Annotated in this window: 22 protein-coding genes; 6 read left to right on the forward strand and 16 right to left on the reverse strand. The window is 42.8% G+C overall.

All coding sequences use genetic code 11. From position 1 onward, the window contains the following. The 7 genes from DXN33_RS06210 to DXN33_RS06240 form a co-directional block, all read right to left on the reverse strand. Positions 1-663, reverse strand: coding sequence for a thiamine diphosphokinase (locus tag DXN33_RS06210; protein WP_115904637.1), 663 nt, complete (start codon positions 661-663; stop codon positions 1-3). Continuing rightward, entirely contained in the window at positions 626-1,282 is a 657-nt protein-coding gene (rpe, locus tag DXN33_RS06215; protein WP_115904638.1) for a ribulose-phosphate 3-epimerase, read from the reverse strand. Before rpe ends, DXN33_RS06210 begins: the two co-directional genes overlap by 38 nt. Before the next feature lie 10 nt (positions 1,283-1,292). After that, positions 1,293-2,171: a ribosome small subunit-dependent GTPase A gene (gene rsgA, locus DXN33_RS06220; RefSeq protein WP_115904712.1), complete on the reverse strand. Its 879-nt coding sequence runs from the start codon at positions 2,169-2,171 to the stop codon at positions 1,293-1,295. A 1-nt stretch (position 2,172) separates the two neighbouring features. After that, on the reverse strand, positions 2,173-3,045 hold the full coding sequence (rsmA, locus tag DXN33_RS06225) for a 16S rRNA (adenine(1518)-N(6)/adenine(1519)-N(6))-dimethyltransferase RsmA (RefSeq protein WP_070842278.1): 873 nt from the start codon (positions 3,043-3,045) through the stop codon (positions 2,173-2,175). Continuing rightward, positions 3,042-3,377: a hypothetical protein gene (locus DXN33_RS06230; RefSeq protein WP_070842279.1), complete on the reverse strand. Its 336-nt coding sequence runs from the start codon at positions 3,375-3,377 to the stop codon at positions 3,042-3,044. Before DXN33_RS06230 ends, rsmA begins: the two co-directional genes overlap by 4 nt. Positions 3,378-3,484: 107 nt before the next feature. Further along, positions 3,485-4,051, reverse strand: coding sequence for a ribonuclease M5 (gene rnmV, locus DXN33_RS06235; RefSeq protein ID WP_115904639.1), 567 nt, complete (start codon positions 4,049-4,051; stop codon positions 3,485-3,487). After that, positions 4,051-4,824 (reverse strand): TatD family hydrolase, encoded by a 774-nt coding sequence (locus DXN33_RS06240; protein ID WP_115904640.1) that lies wholly within the window; start codon positions 4,822-4,824, stop codon positions 4,051-4,053. The genes rnmV and DXN33_RS06240 overlap by 1 nt, the downstream gene beginning before the upstream one ends. 156 nt (positions 4,825-4,980) lie before the next feature. Here DXN33_RS06240 and DXN33_RS06245 point away from each other — a divergent pair, with 156 nt between their 5' ends. After that, positions 4,981-6,825, forward strand: coding sequence for an APC family permease (locus tag DXN33_RS06245; protein ID WP_115904641.1), 1,845 nt, complete (start codon positions 4,981-4,983; stop codon positions 6,823-6,825). A gap of 288 nt (positions 6,826-7,113) precedes the next feature. Here the strand turns inward: DXN33_RS06245 and DXN33_RS06255 are convergent, their stop codons facing one another. The 4 genes from DXN33_RS06255 to DXN33_RS06270 form a co-directional block, all read right to left on the reverse strand. After that, on the reverse strand, positions 7,114-9,078 hold the full coding sequence (locus DXN33_RS06255) for a peptide ABC transporter substrate-binding protein (RefSeq protein WP_115904642.1): 1,965 nt from the start codon (positions 9,076-9,078) through the stop codon (positions 7,114-7,116). 137 nt (positions 9,079-9,215) lie between these two features. Next, positions 9,216-9,350, reverse strand: a complete 135-nt coding sequence (gene rpmH, locus DXN33_RS06260) for a 50S ribosomal protein L34 (protein ID WP_000831905.1) — start codon at positions 9,348-9,350, stop codon at positions 9,216-9,218. Positions 9,351-9,494: 144 nt separating this feature from the next. Beyond that, positions 9,495-10,709: a pyridoxal phosphate-dependent aminotransferase gene (locus DXN33_RS06265; protein ID WP_000666460.1), complete on the reverse strand. Its 1,215-nt coding sequence runs from the start codon at positions 10,707-10,709 to the stop codon at positions 9,495-9,497. Between the two features lie 156 nt (positions 10,710-10,865). Then, positions 10,866-11,159, reverse strand: coding sequence for a hypothetical protein (locus DXN33_RS06270; RefSeq protein ID WP_023947049.1), 294 nt, complete (start codon positions 11,157-11,159; stop codon positions 10,866-10,868). Positions 11,160-11,319: 160 nt separating this feature from the next. Between DXN33_RS06270 and DXN33_RS06275 the strand changes: the two genes are divergently transcribed. Next, positions 11,320-11,772: a universal stress protein gene (locus DXN33_RS06275; RefSeq protein WP_024058091.1), complete on the forward strand. Its 453-nt coding sequence runs from the start codon at positions 11,320-11,322 to the stop codon at positions 11,770-11,772. Between the two features lie 136 nt (positions 11,773-11,908). Here the strand turns inward: DXN33_RS06275 and DXN33_RS06280 are convergent, their stop codons facing one another. After that, positions 11,909-13,300, reverse strand: a complete 1,392-nt coding sequence (locus DXN33_RS06280; RefSeq protein WP_115904643.1) for a Cof-type HAD-IIB family hydrolase — start codon at positions 13,298-13,300, stop codon at positions 11,909-11,911. A gap of 65 nt (positions 13,301-13,365) precedes the next feature. On the opposite strand from DXN33_RS06280, the gene DXN33_RS06285 reads away from it, so the two are divergent. Then, positions 13,366-14,328 carry an asparaginase gene (locus DXN33_RS06285; RefSeq protein WP_020903075.1) on the forward strand — a complete coding sequence of 321 codons (963 nt, stop codon included), beginning with the start codon at positions 13,366-13,368 and terminating at the stop codon, positions 14,326-14,328. Positions 14,329-14,381: 53 nt separating this feature from the next. Here the strand turns inward: DXN33_RS06285 and ccpA are convergent, their stop codons facing one another. Beyond that, entirely contained in the window at positions 14,382-15,392 is a 1,011-nt protein-coding gene (ccpA, locus tag DXN33_RS06290; protein WP_001090628.1) for a catabolite control protein A, read from the reverse strand. Between the two features lie 262 nt (positions 15,393-15,654). On the opposite strand from ccpA, the gene DXN33_RS06295 reads away from it, so the two are divergent. From DXN33_RS06295 to DXN33_RS06305, 3 genes are all read left to right on the forward strand, one after another. Next, positions 15,655-16,821 carry an IS30 family transposase gene (locus DXN33_RS06295; RefSeq protein ID WP_115904644.1) on the forward strand — a complete coding sequence of 389 codons (1,167 nt, stop codon included), beginning with the start codon at positions 15,655-15,657 and terminating at the stop codon, positions 16,819-16,821. Positions 16,822-17,172: 351 nt separating this feature from the next. Then, on the forward strand, positions 17,173-17,490 hold the full coding sequence (locus DXN33_RS06300; RefSeq protein ID WP_000886035.1) for a DUF960 domain-containing protein: 318 nt from the start codon (positions 17,173-17,175) through the stop codon (positions 17,488-17,490). Positions 17,491-17,559: 69 nt separating this feature from the next. Next, a complete protein-coding gene (locus DXN33_RS06305; RefSeq protein ID WP_083281723.1) occupies positions 17,560-17,724 on the forward strand; it encodes a hypothetical protein in 165 nt (54 codons plus the stop codon). A gap of 8 nt (positions 17,725-17,732) precedes the next feature. Here DXN33_RS06305 and folK read toward each other — a convergent pair whose 3' ends face one another. From folK to DXN33_RS06320, 3 genes are read right to left on the reverse strand one after another with little or no spacing between them, the layout of a single operon-like run. Then, complete coding sequence (gene folK / locus DXN33_RS06310) at positions 17,733-18,545, reverse strand: 2-amino-4-hydroxy-6-hydroxymethyldihydropteridine diphosphokinase (protein WP_115904645.1); 813 nt, start codon at positions 18,543-18,545, stop codon at positions 17,733-17,735. Positions 18,546-18,587: 42 nt separating this feature from the next. Then, complete coding sequence (gene folE / locus DXN33_RS06315) at positions 18,588-19,142, reverse strand: GTP cyclohydrolase I FolE (RefSeq protein WP_115904713.1); 555 nt, start codon at positions 19,140-19,142, stop codon at positions 18,588-18,590. Continuing rightward, positions 19,123-20,445 carry a folylpolyglutamate synthase/dihydrofolate synthase family protein gene (locus DXN33_RS06320; RefSeq protein WP_115904646.1) on the reverse strand — a complete coding sequence of 441 codons (1,323 nt, stop codon included), beginning with the start codon at positions 20,443-20,445 and terminating at the stop codon, positions 19,123-19,125. The genes folE and DXN33_RS06320 overlap by 20 nt, the downstream gene beginning before the upstream one ends. Between the last annotated feature and the right edge of the window lies 1 nt (position 20,446).

Consider the following 20,446-nt stretch of genomic DNA (forward strand, 5'->3'; position numbering starts at 1 on the left):
CTACCTCCTGTCCTTGCTATTCAGCACGACTACATAGCCATCTGGGCAAGTCACCGACACTTCCCTATCTATATATTCGTTAGAAGCGTACACTTTTTTAAAGAAAAAATTTTCCTCTGTCAACTCATACTTGGCACCAAGAATGGTCAGCTGGCTATCTCGAACTGGCATAAAGGCTAGATAGTCGTAGTCTGAACGGGGATGTAGCTGACTGGTCCCTTCTGGACAATAAGTAATCAAGTTTTGCCCATCCTCAATTGCTATCTGACGCATATAGGGAGCCAACTTGGGATTGCTAGGTAAAAAGACATTGGCCAACATATGGTCAATACGACCACCAAGAGCACCGAAAATAGTGACCTGAGCCTGAGGATTTTTCTCAAAGATGGTCAAGAGAGCCAATTCCAGATCTGTATCATCTTTTTCTGGTCGCGCTTGGACAAAATGTTGGGCACATTTTTGAATCACCTGTCGTTCTTCTTCGGTCACAGAATCAAAATCTCCAACCGCTAGAGCAAGAAGAAGGTTTTCTTCCAAGACCCAGAGCGAGCCTCGATCCACACCGACAAAAGCATCAAAATCTGTCCGATAATGGCCGCGGTCTCCGCCCGCAAAAACGGCAACCCTAGTCCAGTTGTTTTCTGAGAGTTTGTACTCGCTCATTGACATCTCCCTTAAAGACATAGGAACCTGCTACAAAAACAGTTGCACCAGCTTCTTTGGCTTGAGCAATAGTTTGGTCATCAATCCCGCCATCCACTTCAATTTCAAAATTCAAGCCTTTTTCATCACGAAGAGCAACCAACTCTCGGACCTTATCCATGGTCTCTGGTAGAAAGGCTTGCCCACCAAAGCCTGGGTTAACTGTCATGACTAAAACTTGGTCAACTAGATGAAGGACGTGCTTAATCGCCTCAACAGGCGTACCAGGATTGATAACAACTGAAGGCTTAACTCCGAGTGAACGAATTTTTTGGAGGGCACCATGAATATGGGGCGTTGCTTCCACATGGATGCTGATGATATCCGCACCTGCACGCGCAAAGTCTTCTAAATGATGCTCAGGGTTTGACACCATCAAGTGGCAATCGAAAACCATCTTACTATGAGGGCGAAGAGCTTCGACCACACCTGCACCAAAACTGATTTGCGGTACAAAATGACCATCCATGATATCGATATGGGCATATTCTGCACCAGTTGCTTCTAGACGCTTGATTTCACGTTCAAAGTTGGCATAATCTGCTGCCAGAATTGACGGAGCAATCTTGTATTGAGACATAGGTTTCTCCTTATTTTGTAATTTTTTTGCTGACTTTTTTATAAGTTTCTCTGCGATTTTCAATCTCACTGAGGAATTGTAGGTAGTTGTCAAAACGGAAGGACGCGATAGCGCCCTCTTCTACAGCTGGCTTGACGGCGCAAGCTGGCTCATGGGTATGAGTACAAGTGCGGAATTTACAATCTCGGCTGACACTAGCGATTTCTGGAAAGGCCTGATTGAGGTCTTCCGCCGTTGATACTTCATAGTCCAAAGATGAAAATCCCGGTGTATCTGCGATTTTACCCCCATTGAGGTTGTAAAAACTAACAGCTCGAGTGGTATGGCGCCCGCGACCCAGACTGTCTGAGATTTCTCCTGTTTCAAGATTGAGGTCTGGTGCTATTTTATTGAGAAGCGTTGACTTCCCAACACCCGTCTGCCCCATAAAGACCGTCACTTTGCCTGTTAACAAGGGCAGGAGTTCCTCTTTACTGGTCACAAAGTCATAGCCGATATCAGCATAAGTCTGTTCATAAAAATCCAGTTCTCCCCTATCTTCCAACAAATCCATCTTGGAAATATAGACGATGGGATGGATGCCCTTGTGCTCTAATAGAACCAAGAAACGATCCAGCAAATTGTTGTTAAATTCAGGTTCCTTGACGGACATGATTACTACAGCTTGGTCAATATTGACAATAGGCGGACGGACCAGACTGTTTTTCCGTTCGTGAATTTTGAGGATATAACCTTCTGAATTTTCCTCGGCAGAAAAATCGACCCAGTCCCCAACATAGGGTGTATGGCCTTTTTTACGGAAATTCCCACGCGCGCGTGTTTGATAGACCTGGCTATCACTCTCTACATAGTAGAAGCCTGCCAAGGCTTTAATAATTTGTCCCTGCATCTTAGAGTCCTTGCCCTTTAAGTGCATCTGCTAGGCTGGCAAATTCTGCCAAGCTGAGAGCTTCCCCACGCACACTTGGTGACAAGCCTGCTTGGTCCAAAGCCTTGGTCAGCTTGTCCTTGACCTCCTCAGTCTTGCCAAAGTAACCTGTCAAATTGTTCCACAAGGTTTTACGGCGATGGGTGAAACTTGCCTTGGAAACCTTAAAGAAGAGGTTCTCGTCTTCCACTGCTACAGCTGGTTCTGGACGGCGCACCATTTTCAAGATGGCTGAGTCCACATTTGGCGCTGGCACAAAGACCGTACGAGGCACGATAAAGGCAACCTTGGCTGTCATATAGTATTGGACAGCGATTGACAAACTGCCATATGCCTTGGTATTTGGTTGAGCCGAGATACGATCCGCAACTTCTTTTTGCATCATGACCACAAACTCACTAAAAGGAATCCCACTCTCTATCAAGTGCATGAGAATAGGTGTCGTGATGTAGTAAGGCAGATTAGCCACTACCTTGATTGGCAGGTCAGGATTTTTAAAATTCTGGATATGTTGCGCCAAGTCAACCTTGAGAATATCCTCGTTGACCACGGTCACATTGTCAAAATCACGCAGGGTATCTGCCAAAATTGGCACCAAACGGTGGTCAATCTCAAAGGCCATGACTTGAGCTGCACGCTCAGCCAGAAACTCGGTCAAGGCACCAATACCTGGCCCGATTTCGATGACATTGACCTGGTCATCAATCTCAGCCGTATCCACGATCTTTTGAAGGATATTGGTATCCGTCAAGAAATTTTGCCCGAAGGACTTTTTAAAGGTAAAACCGTGACGCTCCAGCACTGCCTTGGTCACGCTATAATCTGCAATTCTCATTTATTCTCTTTTCTAATATAGTAAGCTTCTGGAGTAGCATGATAGAGCAAAACAAATAAAGGTGTTCCATCAAATCCTTCCATCATCTCTTTTAGGAGTGCATCTGGATGAATAATTTCTCGTGTTTTGGTGAAATAAACTCCATGTTCCCCGTTTCGATTACGAAGTTCCCATGCAACATTATTCCCTTGGACAGAAGGTAGGTAACGCTCCATTTCTAGAAAATCAAAAAAATCTTTCACCGTCATGTCTTCTGGAACTTCAAATTCTAGCTCATGAGGTAATACATCATCACCCATACAGACAGAATCTCTATCAACTCGTATTTTCATTTCACTCTTTCCTTGTAAACATCTATTTAAATATTATCAAAGTGAATCCCCTGACATAAATCTACTTACTTCTATTGTAACACATTCCCCTTACATTTGGGGTCTGCTTAGCTATACTCATAACGTTTCATAGCTTCTTCCACTTCTGCCAAGGTTACTCCAAATAGTTCTAGGCGCTTGAGAAGTTGCTTGCCGTTGGAATAGCCGATTCGGAGAGCCTCTCCTAGATATTCTCTGCGCTTACGGCTGTCTGCTCCCGCTAGAAAACCAAGGCGAATCAAGTCGCTACGACTGATGTCAAACTGACTCTCATGTTCAAATTGTTCTGTAACCTGAGCTAGAGCCGTTTTCAGGTCTTCATAGCTAGCATGCTCAATTCCCAGAGAACGTCCCTTGGTTTTGGACTTGGGAACAGCTTCATCTCGTTTGAGGAAGGCATGCTGAACTGTTGGGATGGCCGTCATAATCATGCGGCGAATCCGCTCCCCATTAAAATCTGGGTCTGTAAAGACAATGACTCCATGAAGCTCATGTAGACGCTGAATACGCTCTAGATCCTGCTCATTGATGGCAGAACCTCGTGTCTCATAGGTCTCTACATCGAAATAGCGTTTGAGATTGGCCGTATCATCGCGCCCTTCGACCACGATAACTTGGGAAATTTTTTCTTTCATTACTTGCTGTCCAATCCAAAAATTCGTTCTGCATTTGCAGTCGTTGCTGCCGCCAGCTCTTCTGTCGTCATCCCACGTAAATCCGCTATAAAGTCCACCACATAACGGGTGTAAGCTGTTTTGTTTTCGCGACCCCGTTTAGGAACAGGAGCTAGGTAGGGCGCATCTGTTTCCACCAAAATCTTGTCCAAAGGAAGTTCTCTAGCAGCCTCTTGGATATCAGTTGCCTTCTTGAAAGTCACCACTCCTGAGAAGGAAATAGTCATACCAAGGTCCACAAACTTCTCTGCCCACTCAAGCGTCCCTGAAAATGAGTGCATAATCCCACCACGAGGACCAACGCCCTCACTTTTGATAATCTCATAGGTATCTTCCAGCGCATCACGGGTATGGACAACAAAAGGCAAATCCAAGTCCTTAGATAATTGAATCTGACGGCGAAAAACCTGCTCCTGCACCTCTTTTGGCGCTGTCATCCAATGATAATCCAAACCAATTTCACCTAAAGCAACAACCTTGGGATGCTTGAGTTTATCAAGCAGGTAGGCTTCAATCTCCTCTGTGTAAGTCCCAGCTTCTGTCGGATGCCAACCGATTGTCGCATAGAGCTGGTCATACTCATCTACCAACTCCAAGGCACGCTCAATCGTCGTTTTATCAAAACCAACAATATTCATCTGTATCACACCCATCTCAGCAGCAAAGGCAATTTCTTCTGCCTCACGACCTGCAAATTCTTCTACATTCAAGTGTGTATGTGTATCAAAAATCATCTCTTCTAACCTCGTTTTCTATCTTCTATTATACCAAAAAACCGCCCTATCTCCTCATCTGTAAAAAATATTCTAAAACCCATTATCATCTCTTGACGCTCTTTTTCCAAAGCAGTATAATAACACTTATTGAATTTTTCAACAAAGGAAACAACTATGTTTACAAAATTAAAACAGACCTTTATCGGTCGTCCTCTTAAATCCTTAACCGAAGGCGAAGGGGGACTACTGGGAAAAATGCAGGCACTAGCCATGTTGTCAAGCGACGCTCTGTCCTCCATCGCCTATGGACCTGAGCAAGTAGTCCTCGTCTTGGCTAGTCTCTCTCCTCTAGCTATATGGTGGAGCCTTCCTATCGGCCTCTTTGTCCTCCTGCTTCTAGCTAGCCTGACCGTTTCCTACCGTCAAATCATCCATGCCTATCCTCAAGGGGGAGGGGCATATATGGTTACTCGAGAAAATCTATCTCCCCAACTTGGCTTGATTGCTGGAGGTAGTCTTCTGGTTGACTATATGCTAACCGTAGCGGTATCTGTTTCATCTGGAGCTGACGCTATCACAGCAGCTCTCCCTGCCCTCCACCCTTACAACCTCCACATCTCCATTTTTCTGGTTTGCTTGCTCATGCTCTTGAACTTACGAGGGTTGAAAGAATCTGCCAGTTCACTGATGATTCCTGTCTATCTCTTTATCATCAGTACTGTCTTTCTCTTGCTCTATGGAATCTTTCAACTAATGACAGGGTCTCTCAGCTATCAGGCAACTTCACCTATTGGGCATACTGTTCCGAGCCTGTCTATAGTTCTCATTCTAAGAGCCTTTACCAGCGGCTCTGCCTCTCTGACAGGGGTTGAAGCTATTTCAAATGCCGTTCCCTTTTTCAAGGCTCCAAAAGAAAAGAATGCCGCTCAAACCTTGACCATTATGTCACTGATTTTAGGTTTTCTTTTTGCAGGCATTACCTTCCTAAACTACTGGATGGGGATTCTGCCTCAACACGGAGAAACTATTCTTTCACAGATGGCTCAAGGCATCCTTGGTAATTCCTTCTTAGGTCACCTTGGCTATTATATCTTCCAATTCTCCACAGCCTTGATTTTAGCCGTAGCTGCAAATACTGGCTTTTCAGCCTTCCCTATGCTAGCTTACAATATGGCTAAAAACAAATACATGCCCCATCTCTTTATGGAAAAAGGAGACCGCCTAGGCTACTCTAATGGAATTTTAACTCTGGCATTTGGAGCTATGATTCTTCTTCTCATTTTTAATGGCAATACCGAACGTTTGATTCCCCTTTATACTATCGGGGTCTTCGTTCCCTTTGCCCTTTCTCAGACTGGGATGATTCTCCATTGGAAAAAAGAAAAAGGGGCAAATTTCTTAAAACCTGCCCTTGCCAATATCCTTGGAGCTATCATTTGCTACGCTATCGTGCTAATCCTGCTCTTTTTCCGTCTCAGTGATATCTGGCCTTTCTTCCCGATTATTCTCGTACTCACCTTACTCTTCTTGGCGATTCACAGTCATTATCAAAAAGTAGCCCAACAACTGCGTCTCTATGAAGGCATCGAAAAACGTACCTACAATGGAAATCTAGTTCTCGTCCTAGTAGGAAATGTCACCCGCGTCAGCGTTGGAGCCATTAACTATGCCCAAAGTATCGGAGATGAAGTCCTAGCCATGCACATTTCTACTAAGGAAACAACAGAGAAAGACCAAGAAATTCTCCAAGAATTTGCCGATTACTTCCCAACCATTACTCTGAAGAACATCAAGACCAGCTACCGCGACATCATCACGCCTACTGTCAAGTATGTCAAACGGATCTCCGAGGATGCCCAGAAAAAGAACTATACAGTCACTGTTCTGGTACCCCAGTTTATCCCTAATAAACCTTGGCAAAATATCCTGCACAATCAGATGAGTCTCAAACTCAAATACGCCCTTCGTTGGCACCAAGACGTCGTTGTCGCTAGCTACTCTTATCACTTAAAAGAATAAAGAAAAGGCCCTACCAGAAGCAAGAAGCGTCTGGTAGGGCCTTTTCTGAATTCAGCCACTATACTTATACTCAATGAAAATCAAAGAGCAAACTAGGAAGCTAGCTGCAGGCTGCTCAAAGCACTGCTTTGAGGTCGTAGATGAAACTGACGAAGTCAGCTCAAAACACTGTTTTGAGGTTGTAGATAGAACTGACGAAGTCAGTAACATATATATACGGTAAGGCAACGCTGACGTGGTTTGAAGAGATTTTCGAAGAGTATTAACTGAAAAGCATGACTAGGAATACTATTGAATGTGGTTAGCTAAATCTTCCTGAGCTTTTTTATTTGACTCAGATTTTTCTTTCAGCCATTTTTCATAGAGTTCCTGGTACTGTTTAGCAGTTACTGGCTCTTTTTGTAATTCAACATATTTGTAGTTGTCTGCATTTCCCTTATGACCAACGAATGAGAATGGACCTGTAAACGGTACAGTCTTACGGAAGATTGGGTTGGCTCCCCCACTTTGAACTGGTAGGAAGAGGGCACTATCTGTCAACCAAGCTTGGGCTTCAGCATATTTTTCATAGCGAGCATTAGTATCTGTGATTTCAGCGTCTGCCTGATCCAAGAGTTTCTTGTAGTCAGCAAGACCAATCTTATCCTTAACTTCCTTGTCTTTTCCTTCAGACAAGCCCATGTTTTTCAACTGAGAACCTGTCTCTGGGTCTAGAATCGCTAGGTAAGTCTTAGGATCTGAGTAGTCTCCACCCCATCCTGAGATGTCGATATCGTAGTCTTTTTGTTCTGCTGTATCTGCAAAGTAGGTTGCTTGGTCTTTTTCATCTGGAGAAAGTTGGATAACATCGATGACCACATTCTCCTTACCAAGGGTTTCTTCCACTGTTTGTTTGAAAGAGCCGGCCTGTTGCACATCTAATTTAGCAGTCTGGTCAACTGGCATATCCAAATGAATTGGGAAGGTTACTCCCTGTGCTTGCAGACTTTCTTTGGCCTTGGCAAACTTCTCTTTGGCTTTTTCAGGATTCAAGAAGGCTTGCTTACCATCGTTTAGATTGATATTTGCCCAATCTTTACCATAGTTGACAATTTTCTCATTAACAACATCACCGAAGTTCTTATCACCAACTTGGACAAAGTCACTTGGTGTAACCGTATTACGCAAGATACGGTCTGCTCCATCTTCACCATTTGTCTGCGCTGCATAGGCATGACGGTCAAAGGCAAAGTTGATAGCCTGACGGAAATCTTTATTTTGCATAGCTGCGCGTGAATCTGTCTTTTCCTTATCAGACTGTTTCATCGTCTGCTTGTAGCTTTGACGATTAACGTTGAAAAGATAATAGAAAGTCACTGAGTTTTGTGGTGTGTAGGTAATCTTATCCTCATTGCCCTTCTTGAGTTCAGCAAATACTGAACTTGTTGGGAAGATACGGCCATCAGTATAGTTACCATCCAAGAAACCTCTAGCAATGCTGTCTTGGTCAGAACCGTCAAAGAAAGAGAGCTTCACTTTCTCGATTTTAACATTGTCCTTGTCCCAGTAATTAGGATTTTTATCAAATTCAATCAAAGATTTGGATGTGAATGATTTAAATAAGTAAGGACCATTTGACAAGATACTTGATGGTGTCACACTTCCAAAGTCATCTCCCTGAGACTTCAAGAAAGCTTCATTTACAGGACTAAGGATACTTGCTGTTGTTTTAGAGTTCCAATAAGTTTCAGGTTGGTTGAGAGTATATTGTAGAGTGTAATCATCCACTGCCTTAACACCAACAGTACCAAAATCAGATGATTTCCCTTCAACATAATCTGCTAGACCCTTGATAGAGTCTTGTACCAAGTACAAGTTTTCAGCCTTTTTATCAGCCGCATACTTGAGACCTGTCACAAAGTCATGAGCCGTTACATCTGCATACTCTTCTCCTTCAGAAGTGTACCATTTAGCCCCCTGACGGATTTTATAAGTGTAGGTCAAACCATCTTTTGACACCGTCCATGACTCAGCCATAGAGGGAATGAGATTGCCATACTGGTCGTTTTCCAACAAACCATCAATCAAGTTGGTTGTGATACTAGATGTAGAGTCTCGGGTAGAAGTAATATAATCCAAAGTATCTGGGTTATTGACAAAGATATAAGAGTAAGTCTTGTCTGCATTACTTGATTGAGATGATCCACACGCTGCTAAAGCTAGAGCTGCTGTCAAAGCCATAGCTCCAAAAAGCATAACTTTTGATTTCTTCATGATTATTCTCCATTTTTTACAGTATGTGAAATATTATACACCATTTAGGCAAAAATATAAAGCCTTTTGTACTTTTTTACAAAAATAAAAATCAGTAGACTCGAGTTCCTACTGATTTTTGATATAGTTCGTTTGGATTATGCAGCCAAAACTTTGCGTCCTTTACGACGACGAGCTGCCAATACGCGACGACCGTTTTTAGTTGACATACGGTTACGGAATCCGTGTTTGCGCGCACGACGAAGTTTACTTGGTTGATAAGTACGTTTCACGATGAATACCTCCTCATAGATTTTGTATTCGTTTAGCCGGCTATAAAGTGATCAGTTACTAAACATACTTTACTATTCTATCTGATTCTTTTACTTTTGTCAATAGCTCAAGGCAAATGTTTCCAGCTTTTTCGAATGTAAGCCCTATCTACGATACTGTTTCAAGAAACGAGTCATCTTTTCTTGGATTTGGGCTAGTTCATCAACACGAGGAAGGTAAACAATACGGAAGTGGTCTGGTTCCTGCCAGTTAAAGCCTCGACCATGAACCAAGAGAACCTTTTCCTGCTTCAAGAAATCAAGGACAAATTGCTCATCATCATCGATACGGTACATATTGCGGTCGATTTTAGGGAAGATATAGAGCCCAGCCTTGGGTTTAACCGCAGACAAACCTGGAATCTCTTGAATAGCATTGTAGATGAAGTTTCTTTGTTCATAAATCCTACCACCTGGAAGGAGCAATTCATCGACTGATTGGTGACCACCCAAGGAAGTTTGCACGACTTGTTGAGCTAAAACGTTAGAGCAAAGGCGCATATTGGACAGCATATTGAGCCCTTCGATATAGCCCTTGACATGAGTCTTAGGTCCAGACAAGACCATCCAACCTACACGGAAACCAGCGATACGGTGAGATTTTGATAGACCATTCATGCTGACACAGAAAACATCTGGTGCCAAGCTAGCGACAGGCGTATGCACATGACCATCCATGACCATGCGGTCGTAAATTTCATCCGCAAAGATAATCAAATCATTTTGACGGGCAATCTCAATAATCTCCAGCAAGAGTTCCTTAGGATAAAGAGCTCCAGTTGGGTTATTTGGATTGATAAGGACGATTGCCTTGGTATTGGAAGTGATTTTTGACTTGATATCGTCAATATCTGGATACCATTCGGCAGCTTCATCACAGATATAGTGAACGGCATTTCCTCCAGCTAGACTGACAGCCGCTGTCCAGAGAGGATAGTCTGGCATTGGGACTAAGACCTCATCCCCATTGTCCAAAAGCCCCTGCATGGACATGACAATCAACTCACTGACACCATTTCCAAGGTAGATATCATCAATATCTACGTTTGGAAATTTTTTCAATTGGCAATACTGCATGATAGCCTTACGGGCTGAGAAAATCCCTTTGGAGTCAGAATAACCCTCACTATCACGCGCATTCATAATCAAGTCATGAATGACCTCGTCTGGCGCTGTAAAGCCAAATTCTGCTGGATTTCCTGTATTCAGACGTAAAATCTTTTCTCCATTTGCTCGCATCCGCATGGCTTCTTCCAAAACAGGACCACGGATATCATAAGCAACATGCTCTAACTTACTAGACTTGTTATATTCTTTCATCTTGTTTCCTCAATTCATCAGGATAGTAACATTATACCACTAGAAAGAAAATGCGACAAGTTTACTGAAATGTGTTACTAGTTTCGTATAGAAGAAAAGCCTCACTAAAAGCGAGGTCAAGACAGGGGAGATAGCAGGTATTTTGCGAAAGTCACATTACATACCAAAAGATAAACCTAGAAAAAGCAAGCCTAAAAAGGAGTCATAAAGAAGATTGAACATGAGGAAAAGTCCCCATATCATCAAGTAATCCCAACGCCCACTTCGTTTTGCAACTAGGAATAAAATTAGATGGTAGAGTACATGAAAGACTAAAAAACCTATAAACCCTGGATAAAGAAGCGGTACCAGACTCTCTAATTGCCAGACCATGATAACTTCTAGCAAGACTGAAACTAGGATGATTCCATAATAAAGGAAATTTGATTTTTGAAAAGCGTTTTTCATCATTCTCCCCCCTTCACTTCTTTCCTGCTATCCTTTCTTTTATTTTATCATATATTTATATAGATTTTAAGCGCTAATATTCTTTTAAAAAATACCTTTTTTGCTTTACTTCTATAGTGAAAAGGTTTACAATTATAGTAAGAAAATTTCAGGAGGTTTCATTATGGCACAACGTTACCAAAATATCATGGTCGCAATCGATGGTTCTAAAGAAGCGGACTTGGCTTTTGTCAAGGGAGTTCATTCTGCTCTACGAAACGACGCTAAACTCACCATCGCACATGTCATTGACACACGCGCTCTCCAAAGCGTATCCACCTTTGATGCTGAAGTTTACGAAGAACTCCAAGTCGACGCTGAAAGTCTGATGAAAGAGTACGAAAAACGTGCAAGAGATGCTGGTGTGGCAGATGTTCACATCGTCATTGAAATGGGAAATCCAAAAACCCTCTTGGCACGTACTATTCCCGATGCTGAGGAAGTGGACCTCATCCTTGTTGGCGCAACTGGTCTCAACGCCTTTGAACGCCTCTTGGTCGGCTCTTCATCTGAATACATCCTCCGCCATGCTAAGGTTGATTTGCTGGTTGTGAGAGAACAAGAAAAAACCCTATAGTCACGAAGAAAAGGAGCTCAGCGCTCCTTTTTGTTTACTATTTATACTCTTCGAAAATCTCTTCAAACCACGTCAACGTCGCCTTGCCGTACTCAAGTACAGCCTGCGGCTAGTTTCCTAATTTGCTCTTTGATTTTCATTGAGTATTATTTCTCTCTTTATGACACTCATAAGCCTTGAGCTGGCGCTGCAGTTCCTTTTTAATAGCAGGTTCTGGAGCATATTTTTCTTCCCAATCATCTGGTTTTAAGATTTTATGGGTCACTGGATCAAAATGAGCCTTGCCATCTGGAAAAATTTTCCCCATATTGGCCTGATGAACAATATCAAAAATACGTTCTGGATCCACCCCCATCAAGACAAAACTACCGTAGGTAAAGTAAAGCGTGTCGATCAGGGCATCTACCTGACCTATCAAATCTTGCTGAGCAGGCGTCTTCTTAGCCACTTTATCGGCCGCCTTATCAAGAGCTTGATGAAGTTGCGATAGAGCTCGACCAAAGTCCTCTTCAGAAGGACTGGCAGCTCTAACAAATTCCACCAATTCTTCTATTTTAAAGCCAGCCCTGTGGGTTGCACCTTCTAAATCCCAAGCTCGTGGTTCTTCTTGGGTTCGTTCATCCATCATGTGGTGGAAGGTCTTGACCTTATTGAAATGATAGTCACGGCTGACAAAGACTTTTTCTGAAGCTAGAACACCAAAATGTTCCAGGGCCTTGTGGATTCCGTCTTGCTGATTACTAGTGGTAATGTGCTTAGCAACTTCCTTGACACTGCTACTACCATTTCCCATAGCGACCGACATACCAACACCTGCAAGCATTTCAAGGTCGTTATCTGAATCACCAAAGGCCATGACTTGGTTGAGATCAAAACCATATTCTTTCCCGACTCGGCGTATGCCTTCCAACTTAGAGTTTCCTTGATTGATAACATCCGCTGCAAAAGGATTGCTACGTGTCAATTTCAAGTCTTCAAAATCAGCTGCTGCCTTCTCAGATTCTTCTGGCGTCATCAGCATCAAAACTTGGTAGATAGGCTGATTCATCAGATCAAGCAGGTCTTCTTCCTTTTGGGGAACAACCTTGCTGACCATACGATTAAAGGAATGACTCACTGTCCGAGTTAAAACTGAGGGAACGAAGCGACTGATTCGTTGGGAAAAAGAACCCAGACCAAAAGACATGATTTTGGAACCCAACATGGCATCCTTGGTCCCTAGAGCAATCTCCTTGCCCTCTTTTTTAGCATAACTGATTAACTGGCGCAAATGTAACTTGGAAATTGGGCTCGTGAACAAGACTCTGTCTTTAGTAAAGATATACTGGCCATTGTAGGTTACCGCAAAGTCCAGATCCAAATCGTCCATCAATTCCTTAACAAAAAAAGGTCCTCGTCCTGTCGCTACACCGACAAGCACCCCTTGTTCTTTGACAATCTTAATCGCGTCCTTAGTGGATTTCAAAACACTCTTGTGATCGTTGACCAAGGTTCCATCGATATCAAAAAAAACAGCTTTGACTTCCATCCTATCCCAATCTCCCCTTTTGTGATACAATGATTATACCACATTTCAGAAAGAGTGAGTAAATCATGCCTAAGAAAATCCTTGTTTTACATACGGGTGGAACTATTTCCATGCAGGCCGATGCTTCTGGCGCTGTTGTGACGAGTTCAGATAATCCCATGAACCATGTGTCCAACCCACTTGAAGGAATCCAAGTCCACGCCTTAGACTTTTTTAACCTGCCAAGCCCCCATATCAAACCCAAGCATATGCTAGCCCTCTACCAGAAAATTAAAGAGGAAGCTGCTAACTACGATGGAGTGGTAATCACACACGGGACCGATACTTTAGAGGAAACAGCCTATTTCCTTGATACCATGGAAGTTCCCCATATGCCTATCGTTCTAACAGGGGCCATGCGTAGCTCTAACGAACTCGGCAGCGACGGTGTTTATAACTATCTGAGTGCTTTACGGGTGGCTAGCGATGACAGGGCTGCTGACAAAGGGGTTTTGGTTGTTATGAACGATGAAATTCATGCTGCCAAGTATGTTACCAAAACGCATACGACCAACGTCGGCACCTTCCAGACCCCAACACATGGGCCACTTGGTCTGATTACGAAGCGGGAAATCCTCTACTTCAAAACAGCTGAACCTCGTGTTCGCTTTGACCTTGATCACATACAAGGCTTAGTCCCTATCATCTCGGCTTATGCAGGTATGACAGATGAGCTGATTGATATGCTGGATTTGGAACAATTGGACGGCTTGATTATCCAAGCCTTCGGAGCTGGTAATATTCCCAAAGAAACGGCTCAAAAATTAGAAAACCTTCTGCAAAAAGGAATCCCAGTCGCCCTGGTATCACGATGCTTTAACGGTATAGCGGAACCTGTTTATGCCTACCAAGGTGGGGGCGTGCAGTTGCAAAAATCTGGTGTCTTCTTTGTTAAAGAACTCAATGCCCAAAAAGCTCGCTTGAAACTCCTCATTGCCCTCAATGCCGGACTAACAGGGCAGGCTTTGAAAGACTATATGGAAGGCTAAGTCTCTTCTCCAGAAAGCAAAATCAGGAAATCTTCACGATTCCCTGATTTTTTCTATTTACGTTTTCGTGTTGAACGACGTTCTGTCAAACCATGAGGTAAGAGAACTTCACGTTCTTCCAACTCTTCCTTGTGCATAATCTTGGTCAACATACGCATACTAATAGCACCAAGGTCATAAAGAGGTTGGGCAATAGTGGTCAAGTTTGGACGGGTAAAGCGAGAGACCTGCGAATCATCACTAGTAATGATTTCAAACTCTTCTGGTACTGACACACCCTTATCGGCAAGGCCGTTCAATACACCTGCTGCCAATTCATCACCTGTTACAACTGCTGCAGTTGCGTTTGATGAAATCAAGCGTTCTGCCAATGCATAACCGTCTTCATAAGTGTATTTAGACTCGAATACCAATCCTTCGCTATAAGAAATACCTGCTTTTTTCAAGGCTTCCTTGTAGCCAACCAAACGAACCTTACCATTGATGTCATCAACTAACGGACCACTAACGAAAGCAATGCGCTCATTTTCTTTAGCAAGGTAGGTTACTGCATCAATCGTTGCTTGTTTGTAGTCAATATTGACACTTGGAAGCTGATGTTCTACATCCACAGTTCCTGCAAGAACAACTGGTGTCCGAGAGCGAGAAAACTCTGAACGAATTTTTTCAGTCAAGTGGTAGCCCATAAAAATGATACCATCCACTTGCTTAGAAAACAGGGTATTGACAACTGAAACTTCCTTGTCATCATCCTCATCACTGTTGGCAAGGACGATATTATACTTGTACATTTCAGCGATATCATCAATCCCTTTAGCAAGCGTTGAGAAATAGCCATTGGTAATATTTGGGATCACGACACCGACAGTGGTTGTCTTTTTACTTGCAAGACCACGCGCCACTGCATTTGGACGGTAATCCAAACGATCAATCACCTCAAGCACTTTTTTTCGAGTATTCTCTTTTACATTCTTATTGCCATTGACTACACGGCTAACTGTCGCCATTGAAACTCCTGCTTCACGGGCGACATCATAAATCGTTACTGTATCGTCTGTATTCATTCCATTTCCTTTCTATATCATACCTCACGAGACTCCAAAAAAAGAGACGGTATGAAAATTTCGTTTTCATGGTTCTACTTATTCCATTTTATCACTATTTGTAAACACTTTCAAGCGTTTTTTGAAGATTATTTGAAAAAATTTCATAGGGGTAACTTCTCAAAGTAACTTCCACTCACCTGACCAAAGTGGAAATTAGTCTAAAACGGATTTTTATGGTGGAATTAAGTGTGAGACATTTGAGTTAGAAATGAGGTCTACTATGACAAAACATAAACACCTTACCCTTTCAGACCGTAATGATATCCAATTAGGCTTAGAGCGAGGTGAAACCTTCAAAGCTATCGGACAATCCATTCTAAAAGACCCGACCACTGTTTCCAAAGAAGTCAAACGAAACAGACAAGTCCGAGAGTCTACATGCGATAAGCTTCCTTGTCCTCTACTCAATAAGGCTCCCTTTGTCTGTAATGGATGCCCTAAAAGAAGACAAAATTGTGGATTTAAAAAAATCTTCTACCTCGCTAAACAAGCTCAAAAGCAGTACGAACAAACTCTTGTCGAAGCTCGTGAAGGAACTCCCCTCAATTCCAAGACCTTCTGGGACATGGACAAAATCATTTCTGATGGTGTTAAAAAGGGACAACACATCTATCATATCCTCAAAACTCACAATCTTGATGTCAGCTCCTCAACTGTCTATCGACACATCCGAAAAGGATACCTATCTATCGCTCCTATTGACCTAGCCAGAGCCGTTAAATTCAAAGAAAGACGGAAAAGTAAGCTACCTTCCATTCCTAAAGAATCTAAAAAAGGACGTTCCTATGAGGATTTCCTAAATTATTTGGCTCTTAAGCAACTGAATTCTTGGCTGGAAATGGACACCGTTATGGGCAGGATGGGAGGTAAAGTCCTACTCACCTTCAATCTCTCTTTCTGTAACTTTATCTTCGCTAGACTACTGGATAATAAAACCGCCCTTGAGGTTACCAAACATCTCTATGATATCAAGAACACTCTTCACCAAGCGGATAAAGATTTCTTTCAACTCTTTCCTGTCATCCTGACTGATAATGGTGAAGAGTTTGCCAGGGTCGATGACATCGAAATGGATGTTCGAGGAGAGAGTAAACTCTTCTTTTGTGATCCTAATCGCTCTGACCAGAAAGGGAGAATTGAGAAAAATCACACGCTGATTCGCGACATTCTACCTAAAGGAACTTCTTTTGACAATTTAACTCAAGAGGATATTAATCTCGTCTGTTCGCATGTCAACAGTGTCAAACGTGCTGCTTTGAATGGAAAGTCAGCCTATGAACTCTTTGCCTTTACCTATGGAGAAGAAATTCCTAAACTTCTCGGCATTTCTAAAATACCTGCAGAAGACGTCTGCCAGTCGTCTACATTACTCCAACATAAGTTCTAAAAACTAATCTTCAACCCCATTCAAACGTCTCACACTAACTTCCACCATAGCGGAACTTAATCTGAAACGCTTTCAGATGAGGGGATTTTGTGCGCTCTTTTTTCGATTCATTTTGGCTACAGAAGCGATGAAATCAAGCATGATTAAAACCAGTGGAACTTACCCTGACACGGATTTCCACTGGTTTTTAGAATTTTTATCAGACTAACTTCCACTTGGATTAGCAGTGGAACTTAGTTTGGGAATTTACCAAAATTTCATAGGAAGCTATGTTTATGAAGAAAAAATCACCTTTTCTTGATTTTTAATCCTATTTGCTGTATGATAAGGGAAAAGAAAGGGGGAAGAAATATGGCTTTTACCAATACCCACATGCGGTCGGCTAGTTTTGGCATTGTTACCAGCTTGCCTGATGATGTCATTGACTCTTTTTGGTATATCATCGACCACTTCTTAAAAAATGTCTTTGAATTGGAAGAAGAACTTGAGTTTCAATTGCTCAATAACCAAGGAAAAATTACCTTCCACTTTTCAAGTCAACATCTCCCTACAGCCATTGATTTTGACTTTAACCACCCTTTCGACCCTCTTTATCCCCCCAGAGTCTTGGTTTTAGACATGGATGGTAGAGAGACTATCCTCCTCCCAGAAGAAAATGACCTATTTTAATGCTCAATGAAAATCAAAGAGCAAACTAGGAAGCTAGCCGCAGGTTGCTCAAAACACTGTTTTGAGGTTGTGGATAGAACTGACGAAGTCAGCTCAAAACATCGTTTTGAGGTTGCAGATGAAACTGACGAAGTCAGTAACCATACCTACGGTAAGGCGACGCTGACGTGGTTTGAAGAGATTTTCGAAGAGTATAAAAACTCTAGCCTTCAGTTGCAAGTAACTGAAAACTAGAGTTTTTTCTATTTTTTCAAAGCATTATACAAGTTGCGGATCGGTTGCTTTAATGTCGGATGGATAAAATGAGGCGCAATTTCCTGTAAGGACTCAAGAACAAAAAGGCGTTCCGCTATGTAAGGATGAGGCAAAATAAGGTCGTCTGTATAAATGACCTGGTCCTCCACAAAGAGCAAGTCCAAATCAATCAAACGAGGCCCCCAATATACCTCTCTCACCCGTCCCATCTCTGACTCAATGGCTAACAAGGTCTCTAATAGAACTGGGGCGGGCAACCAGGTTTCAACCTCAACCACTTGATTGGTAAAGCTATCTTGCTCCACACCACCCCAAGGCTCCGTCGTCAAGACACTGGACTCTTTGAGAATATGGATACCTCGATTTCGCATGTTCTCAATTGCTTGTTTCAAGTTTGCTTGTTTATCTCCCATATTGCTTCCTAGGGCGACAAAGGCTCGTTGCTTGCAGCGATGAATGGTTACCGAGCAAGTATCTAGTGGCAAATGCACTGGCGCCCAAGGTTTTTTCAGTTCCAGCTTTATTTCTTGGACAAGAGAATAGGCCTCAAAGGTACGTTCTACCAGTTTATAGGCTACCGTTTCAATCAAGTCCTCAGTTGTTTCCTGAAACCAAGTCGTCCACTGCTGACACAGTTCTCCATAATGGACAGAAGCCGTTAAATCCAAATCTGTCGCCGCCTTGGTCATATCATAGGATAGGATTGCGGAAATAACAAACTTCTGCCCCAATTCTTTCTCACTAGGAAAAAGACCATGATAGGCAAAAATTTCCAAATCCTTAATCTGTAGTTGATCCATAATGATTCCTTTCTAGAAAAATCCGCCCAAAGCGGATTCTTTTTATAGTCCCATTAAACGATAAGCCTGATCTCGAAGGTCCTTATCTGTTTCAAATAGACCACGAGCTACTGTCGTCAAGGTTGCAGTGCCTGGTTTTCTGACACCACGCATACTCATACACATATGTTCTGCCTCAATGACAACAAATGCTCCTTTAGCACCCAGATAGTCTATCAAGGCATCGGCCACTTCGATATTCAATCGTTCTTGAATTTGTGGTTTTTTCGAATAAACTTCAACCGTACGGGCTAGCTTAGACAAACCTGCTACACGGCCATCTGGAATATAGGCAATATGCGCTCTACCATAAAATGGCAAGAAGTGGTGTTCACACATAGTATGGAAAAAGATATCCTTTTCTACCACCATGTTATCATCGATAATCTCAAAGGATTTTGATAAATGTTCCTCCGCTGTTTGACCAAGACCTGAAAAAATCTCTTGGTACATACGGGCTACACGAGCAGGTGTTTCCTGCAAGCCCTCGCGGTTAGCGTCCTCTCCTACAGCCTCGATAATCATTTTTACAGCTGCTTCAATCTTTTGTGTATCCATTTTCATTCTTCCTCTCCATCAGATAGGCTCTCACTTGGCTCAAGAAATACAAGGAACCCGTGACAATCCTAACTGTTTGTTTCTCTTCTTTTTTATCTGTCAATTTCTGCTCTAGAAAATCCTGCCAACCTTGGTAGCTGAGATTTCTAGACTTAGCTGCCTCTTCCAGCACGCTTTCATCAGTCGCCCGACTATCGTCAAAATGTGTCAGAGTAAGCTCGGTATCTGGGATTTGCTCCAACAAGTCCAACATATCCTCCAAGGCCTTGGTTTTGATGCAAGTAAAGAGGATTTCCTTACGATAATCCGCAAAGCGTTCTTGCAAAGTTGCTAATAAAGCCTTGATAGCATGGGGATTGTGGGCCCCATCCAAAATCATCAAGGGTTCTCTTGACACGATTTCCAAACGCCCTGGCCAACTTGTTTCTTCCAAGGCTTGAGCAAGCAAGTGATTGCTTGCTAGTTCTCGACCATCTTCTTGACAAAAATTATCAAGTAAAGCTATGGCCATCCCAGCATTCTCTATCTGGTGCAAACCCAACAGGCCAGTTTGGAAGCGACCTTGTCTGACAACACTTGTATAGTCAAAGACTTCGCCTGTAACCATACTCTTTTGATAGCGGACCTGATAATCTGTCCCGTAGGCAAATATCGGCGCATCTTTCCCTTCCGCAATGCGGTCAATCACCGCCAAAGCTTCTGGAGCAATACGACCTGTCACCAAGGGAATACCTTGTTTGATAATACCAGCTTTCTGCTCTGCTATGGCTTCCAAGGTGTCACCAAGTAGGGCTACATGGTCCAATCCAATGGTCGTAATTCCTGTTAAAATGGGCTGGCAAACATTGGTACTATCTAAAAGCCCACCCATGCCGACTTCCATGATAGCCACTTCTACTTGCTCTGAGGCAAAGTAGTCATAGGCTATGGCTGTGATAATCTCAAACTCGGTTGTGCCCTGTAAACTAGCGGCTGCTCCCCCCTCCAGCAAAGACCGGTAGTCCGCCATGAGGGATTCTAGTCTAACCTCTGGGATAGATACCCCATTGATGCTAATCTGGTCTGTATAATGAATGAGATAGGGCGAGCTAAACACGCCAACTCTCAGCCCTAGCTTTTCTAGCATCTTTTTCAAAAAAGCAATGGTCGAACCCTTGCCATTGGTCCCTCCGATATGGATGACCTTGAGTTTGAGATGGGGATTGCCACGCAAAGCTAATAGTTCCTCCATTCGTTCCAAGCCAAAATGCGGTTGGTCCGTCCGGTAGTTAGCAATCCACTGATTGTTTTCAATTTCTTTCATC

It is taken from the genome of Streptococcus sp. NM, assembly GCF_003390135.1.
GTDB lineage: Bacteria > Bacillota > Bacilli > Lactobacillales > Streptococcaceae > Streptococcus.

What these genes read in the sequence shown, in the direction of transcription:
- DXN33_RS06210 (WP_115904637.1), bottom strand. Translation starts at nt 663, where the DNA reads ATGAGCGAGTACAAACTCTCAGAAAACAACTGGACTAGGGTTGCCGTT.
- rpe (WP_115904638.1), bottom strand. Translation starts at nt 1,282, where the DNA reads ATGTCTCAATACAAGATTGCTCCGTCAATTCTGGCAGCAGATTATGCC.
- rsgA (WP_115904712.1), bottom strand. Translation starts at nt 2,171, where the DNA reads ATGCAGGGACAAATTATTAAAGCCTTGGCAGGCTTCTACTATGTAGAG.
- rsmA (WP_070842278.1), bottom strand. Translation starts at nt 3,045, where the DNA reads ATGAGAATTGCAGATTATAGCGTGACCAAGGCAGTGCTGGAGCGTCAC.
- DXN33_RS06230 (WP_070842279.1), bottom strand. Translation starts at nt 3,377, where the DNA reads ATGAAAATACGAGTTGATAGAGATTCTGTCTGTATGGGTGATGATGTA.
- rnmV (WP_115904639.1), bottom strand. Translation starts at nt 4,051, where the DNA reads ATGAAAGAAAAAATTTCCCAAGTTATCGTGGTCGAAGGGCGCGATGAT.
- DXN33_RS06240 (WP_115904640.1), bottom strand. Translation starts at nt 4,824, where the DNA reads ATGATTTTTGATACACATACACACTTGAATGTAGAAGAATTTGCAGGT.
- DXN33_RS06245 (WP_115904641.1), top strand. Translation starts at nt 4,981, where the DNA reads ATGTTTACAAAATTAAAACAGACCTTTATCGGTCGTCCTCTTAAATCC.
- DXN33_RS06255 (WP_115904642.1), bottom strand. Translation starts at nt 9,078, where the DNA reads ATGAAGAAATCAAAAGTTATGCTTTTTGGAGCTATGGCTTTGACAGCA.
- DXN33_RS06265 (WP_000666460.1), bottom strand. Translation starts at nt 10,709, where the DNA reads ATGAAAGAATATAACAAGTCTAGTAAGTTAGAGCATGTTGCTTATGAT.
- DXN33_RS06270 (WP_023947049.1), bottom strand. Translation starts at nt 11,159, where the DNA reads ATGATGAAAAACGCTTTTCAAAAATCAAATTTCCTTTATTATGGAATC.
- DXN33_RS06275 (WP_024058091.1), top strand. Translation starts at nt 11,320, where the DNA reads ATGGCACAACGTTACCAAAATATCATGGTCGCAATCGATGGTTCTAAA.
- DXN33_RS06280 (WP_115904643.1), bottom strand. Translation starts at nt 13,300, where the DNA reads ATGGAAGTCAAAGCTGTTTTTTTTGATATCGATGGAACCTTGGTCAAC.
- DXN33_RS06285 (WP_020903075.1), top strand. Translation starts at nt 13,366, where the DNA reads ATGCCTAAGAAAATCCTTGTTTTACATACGGGTGGAACTATTTCCATG.
- ccpA (WP_001090628.1), bottom strand. Translation starts at nt 15,392, where the DNA reads ATGAATACAGACGATACAGTAACGATTTATGATGTCGCCCGTGAAGCA.
- DXN33_RS06295 (WP_115904644.1), top strand. Translation starts at nt 15,655, where the DNA reads ATGACAAAACATAAACACCTTACCCTTTCAGACCGTAATGATATCCAA.
- DXN33_RS06300 (WP_000886035.1), top strand. Translation starts at nt 17,173, where the DNA reads ATGGCTTTTACCAATACCCACATGCGGTCGGCTAGTTTTGGCATTGTT.
- folK (WP_115904645.1), bottom strand. Translation starts at nt 18,545, where the DNA reads ATGGATCAACTACAGATTAAGGATTTGGAAATTTTTGCCTATCATGGT.
- folE (WP_115904713.1), bottom strand. Translation starts at nt 19,142, where the DNA reads ATGGATACACAAAAGATTGAAGCAGCTGTAAAAATGATTATCGAGGCT.
- DXN33_RS06320 (WP_115904646.1), bottom strand. Translation starts at nt 20,445, where the DNA reads ATGAAAGAAATTGAAAACAATCAGTGGATTGCTAACTACCGGACGGAC.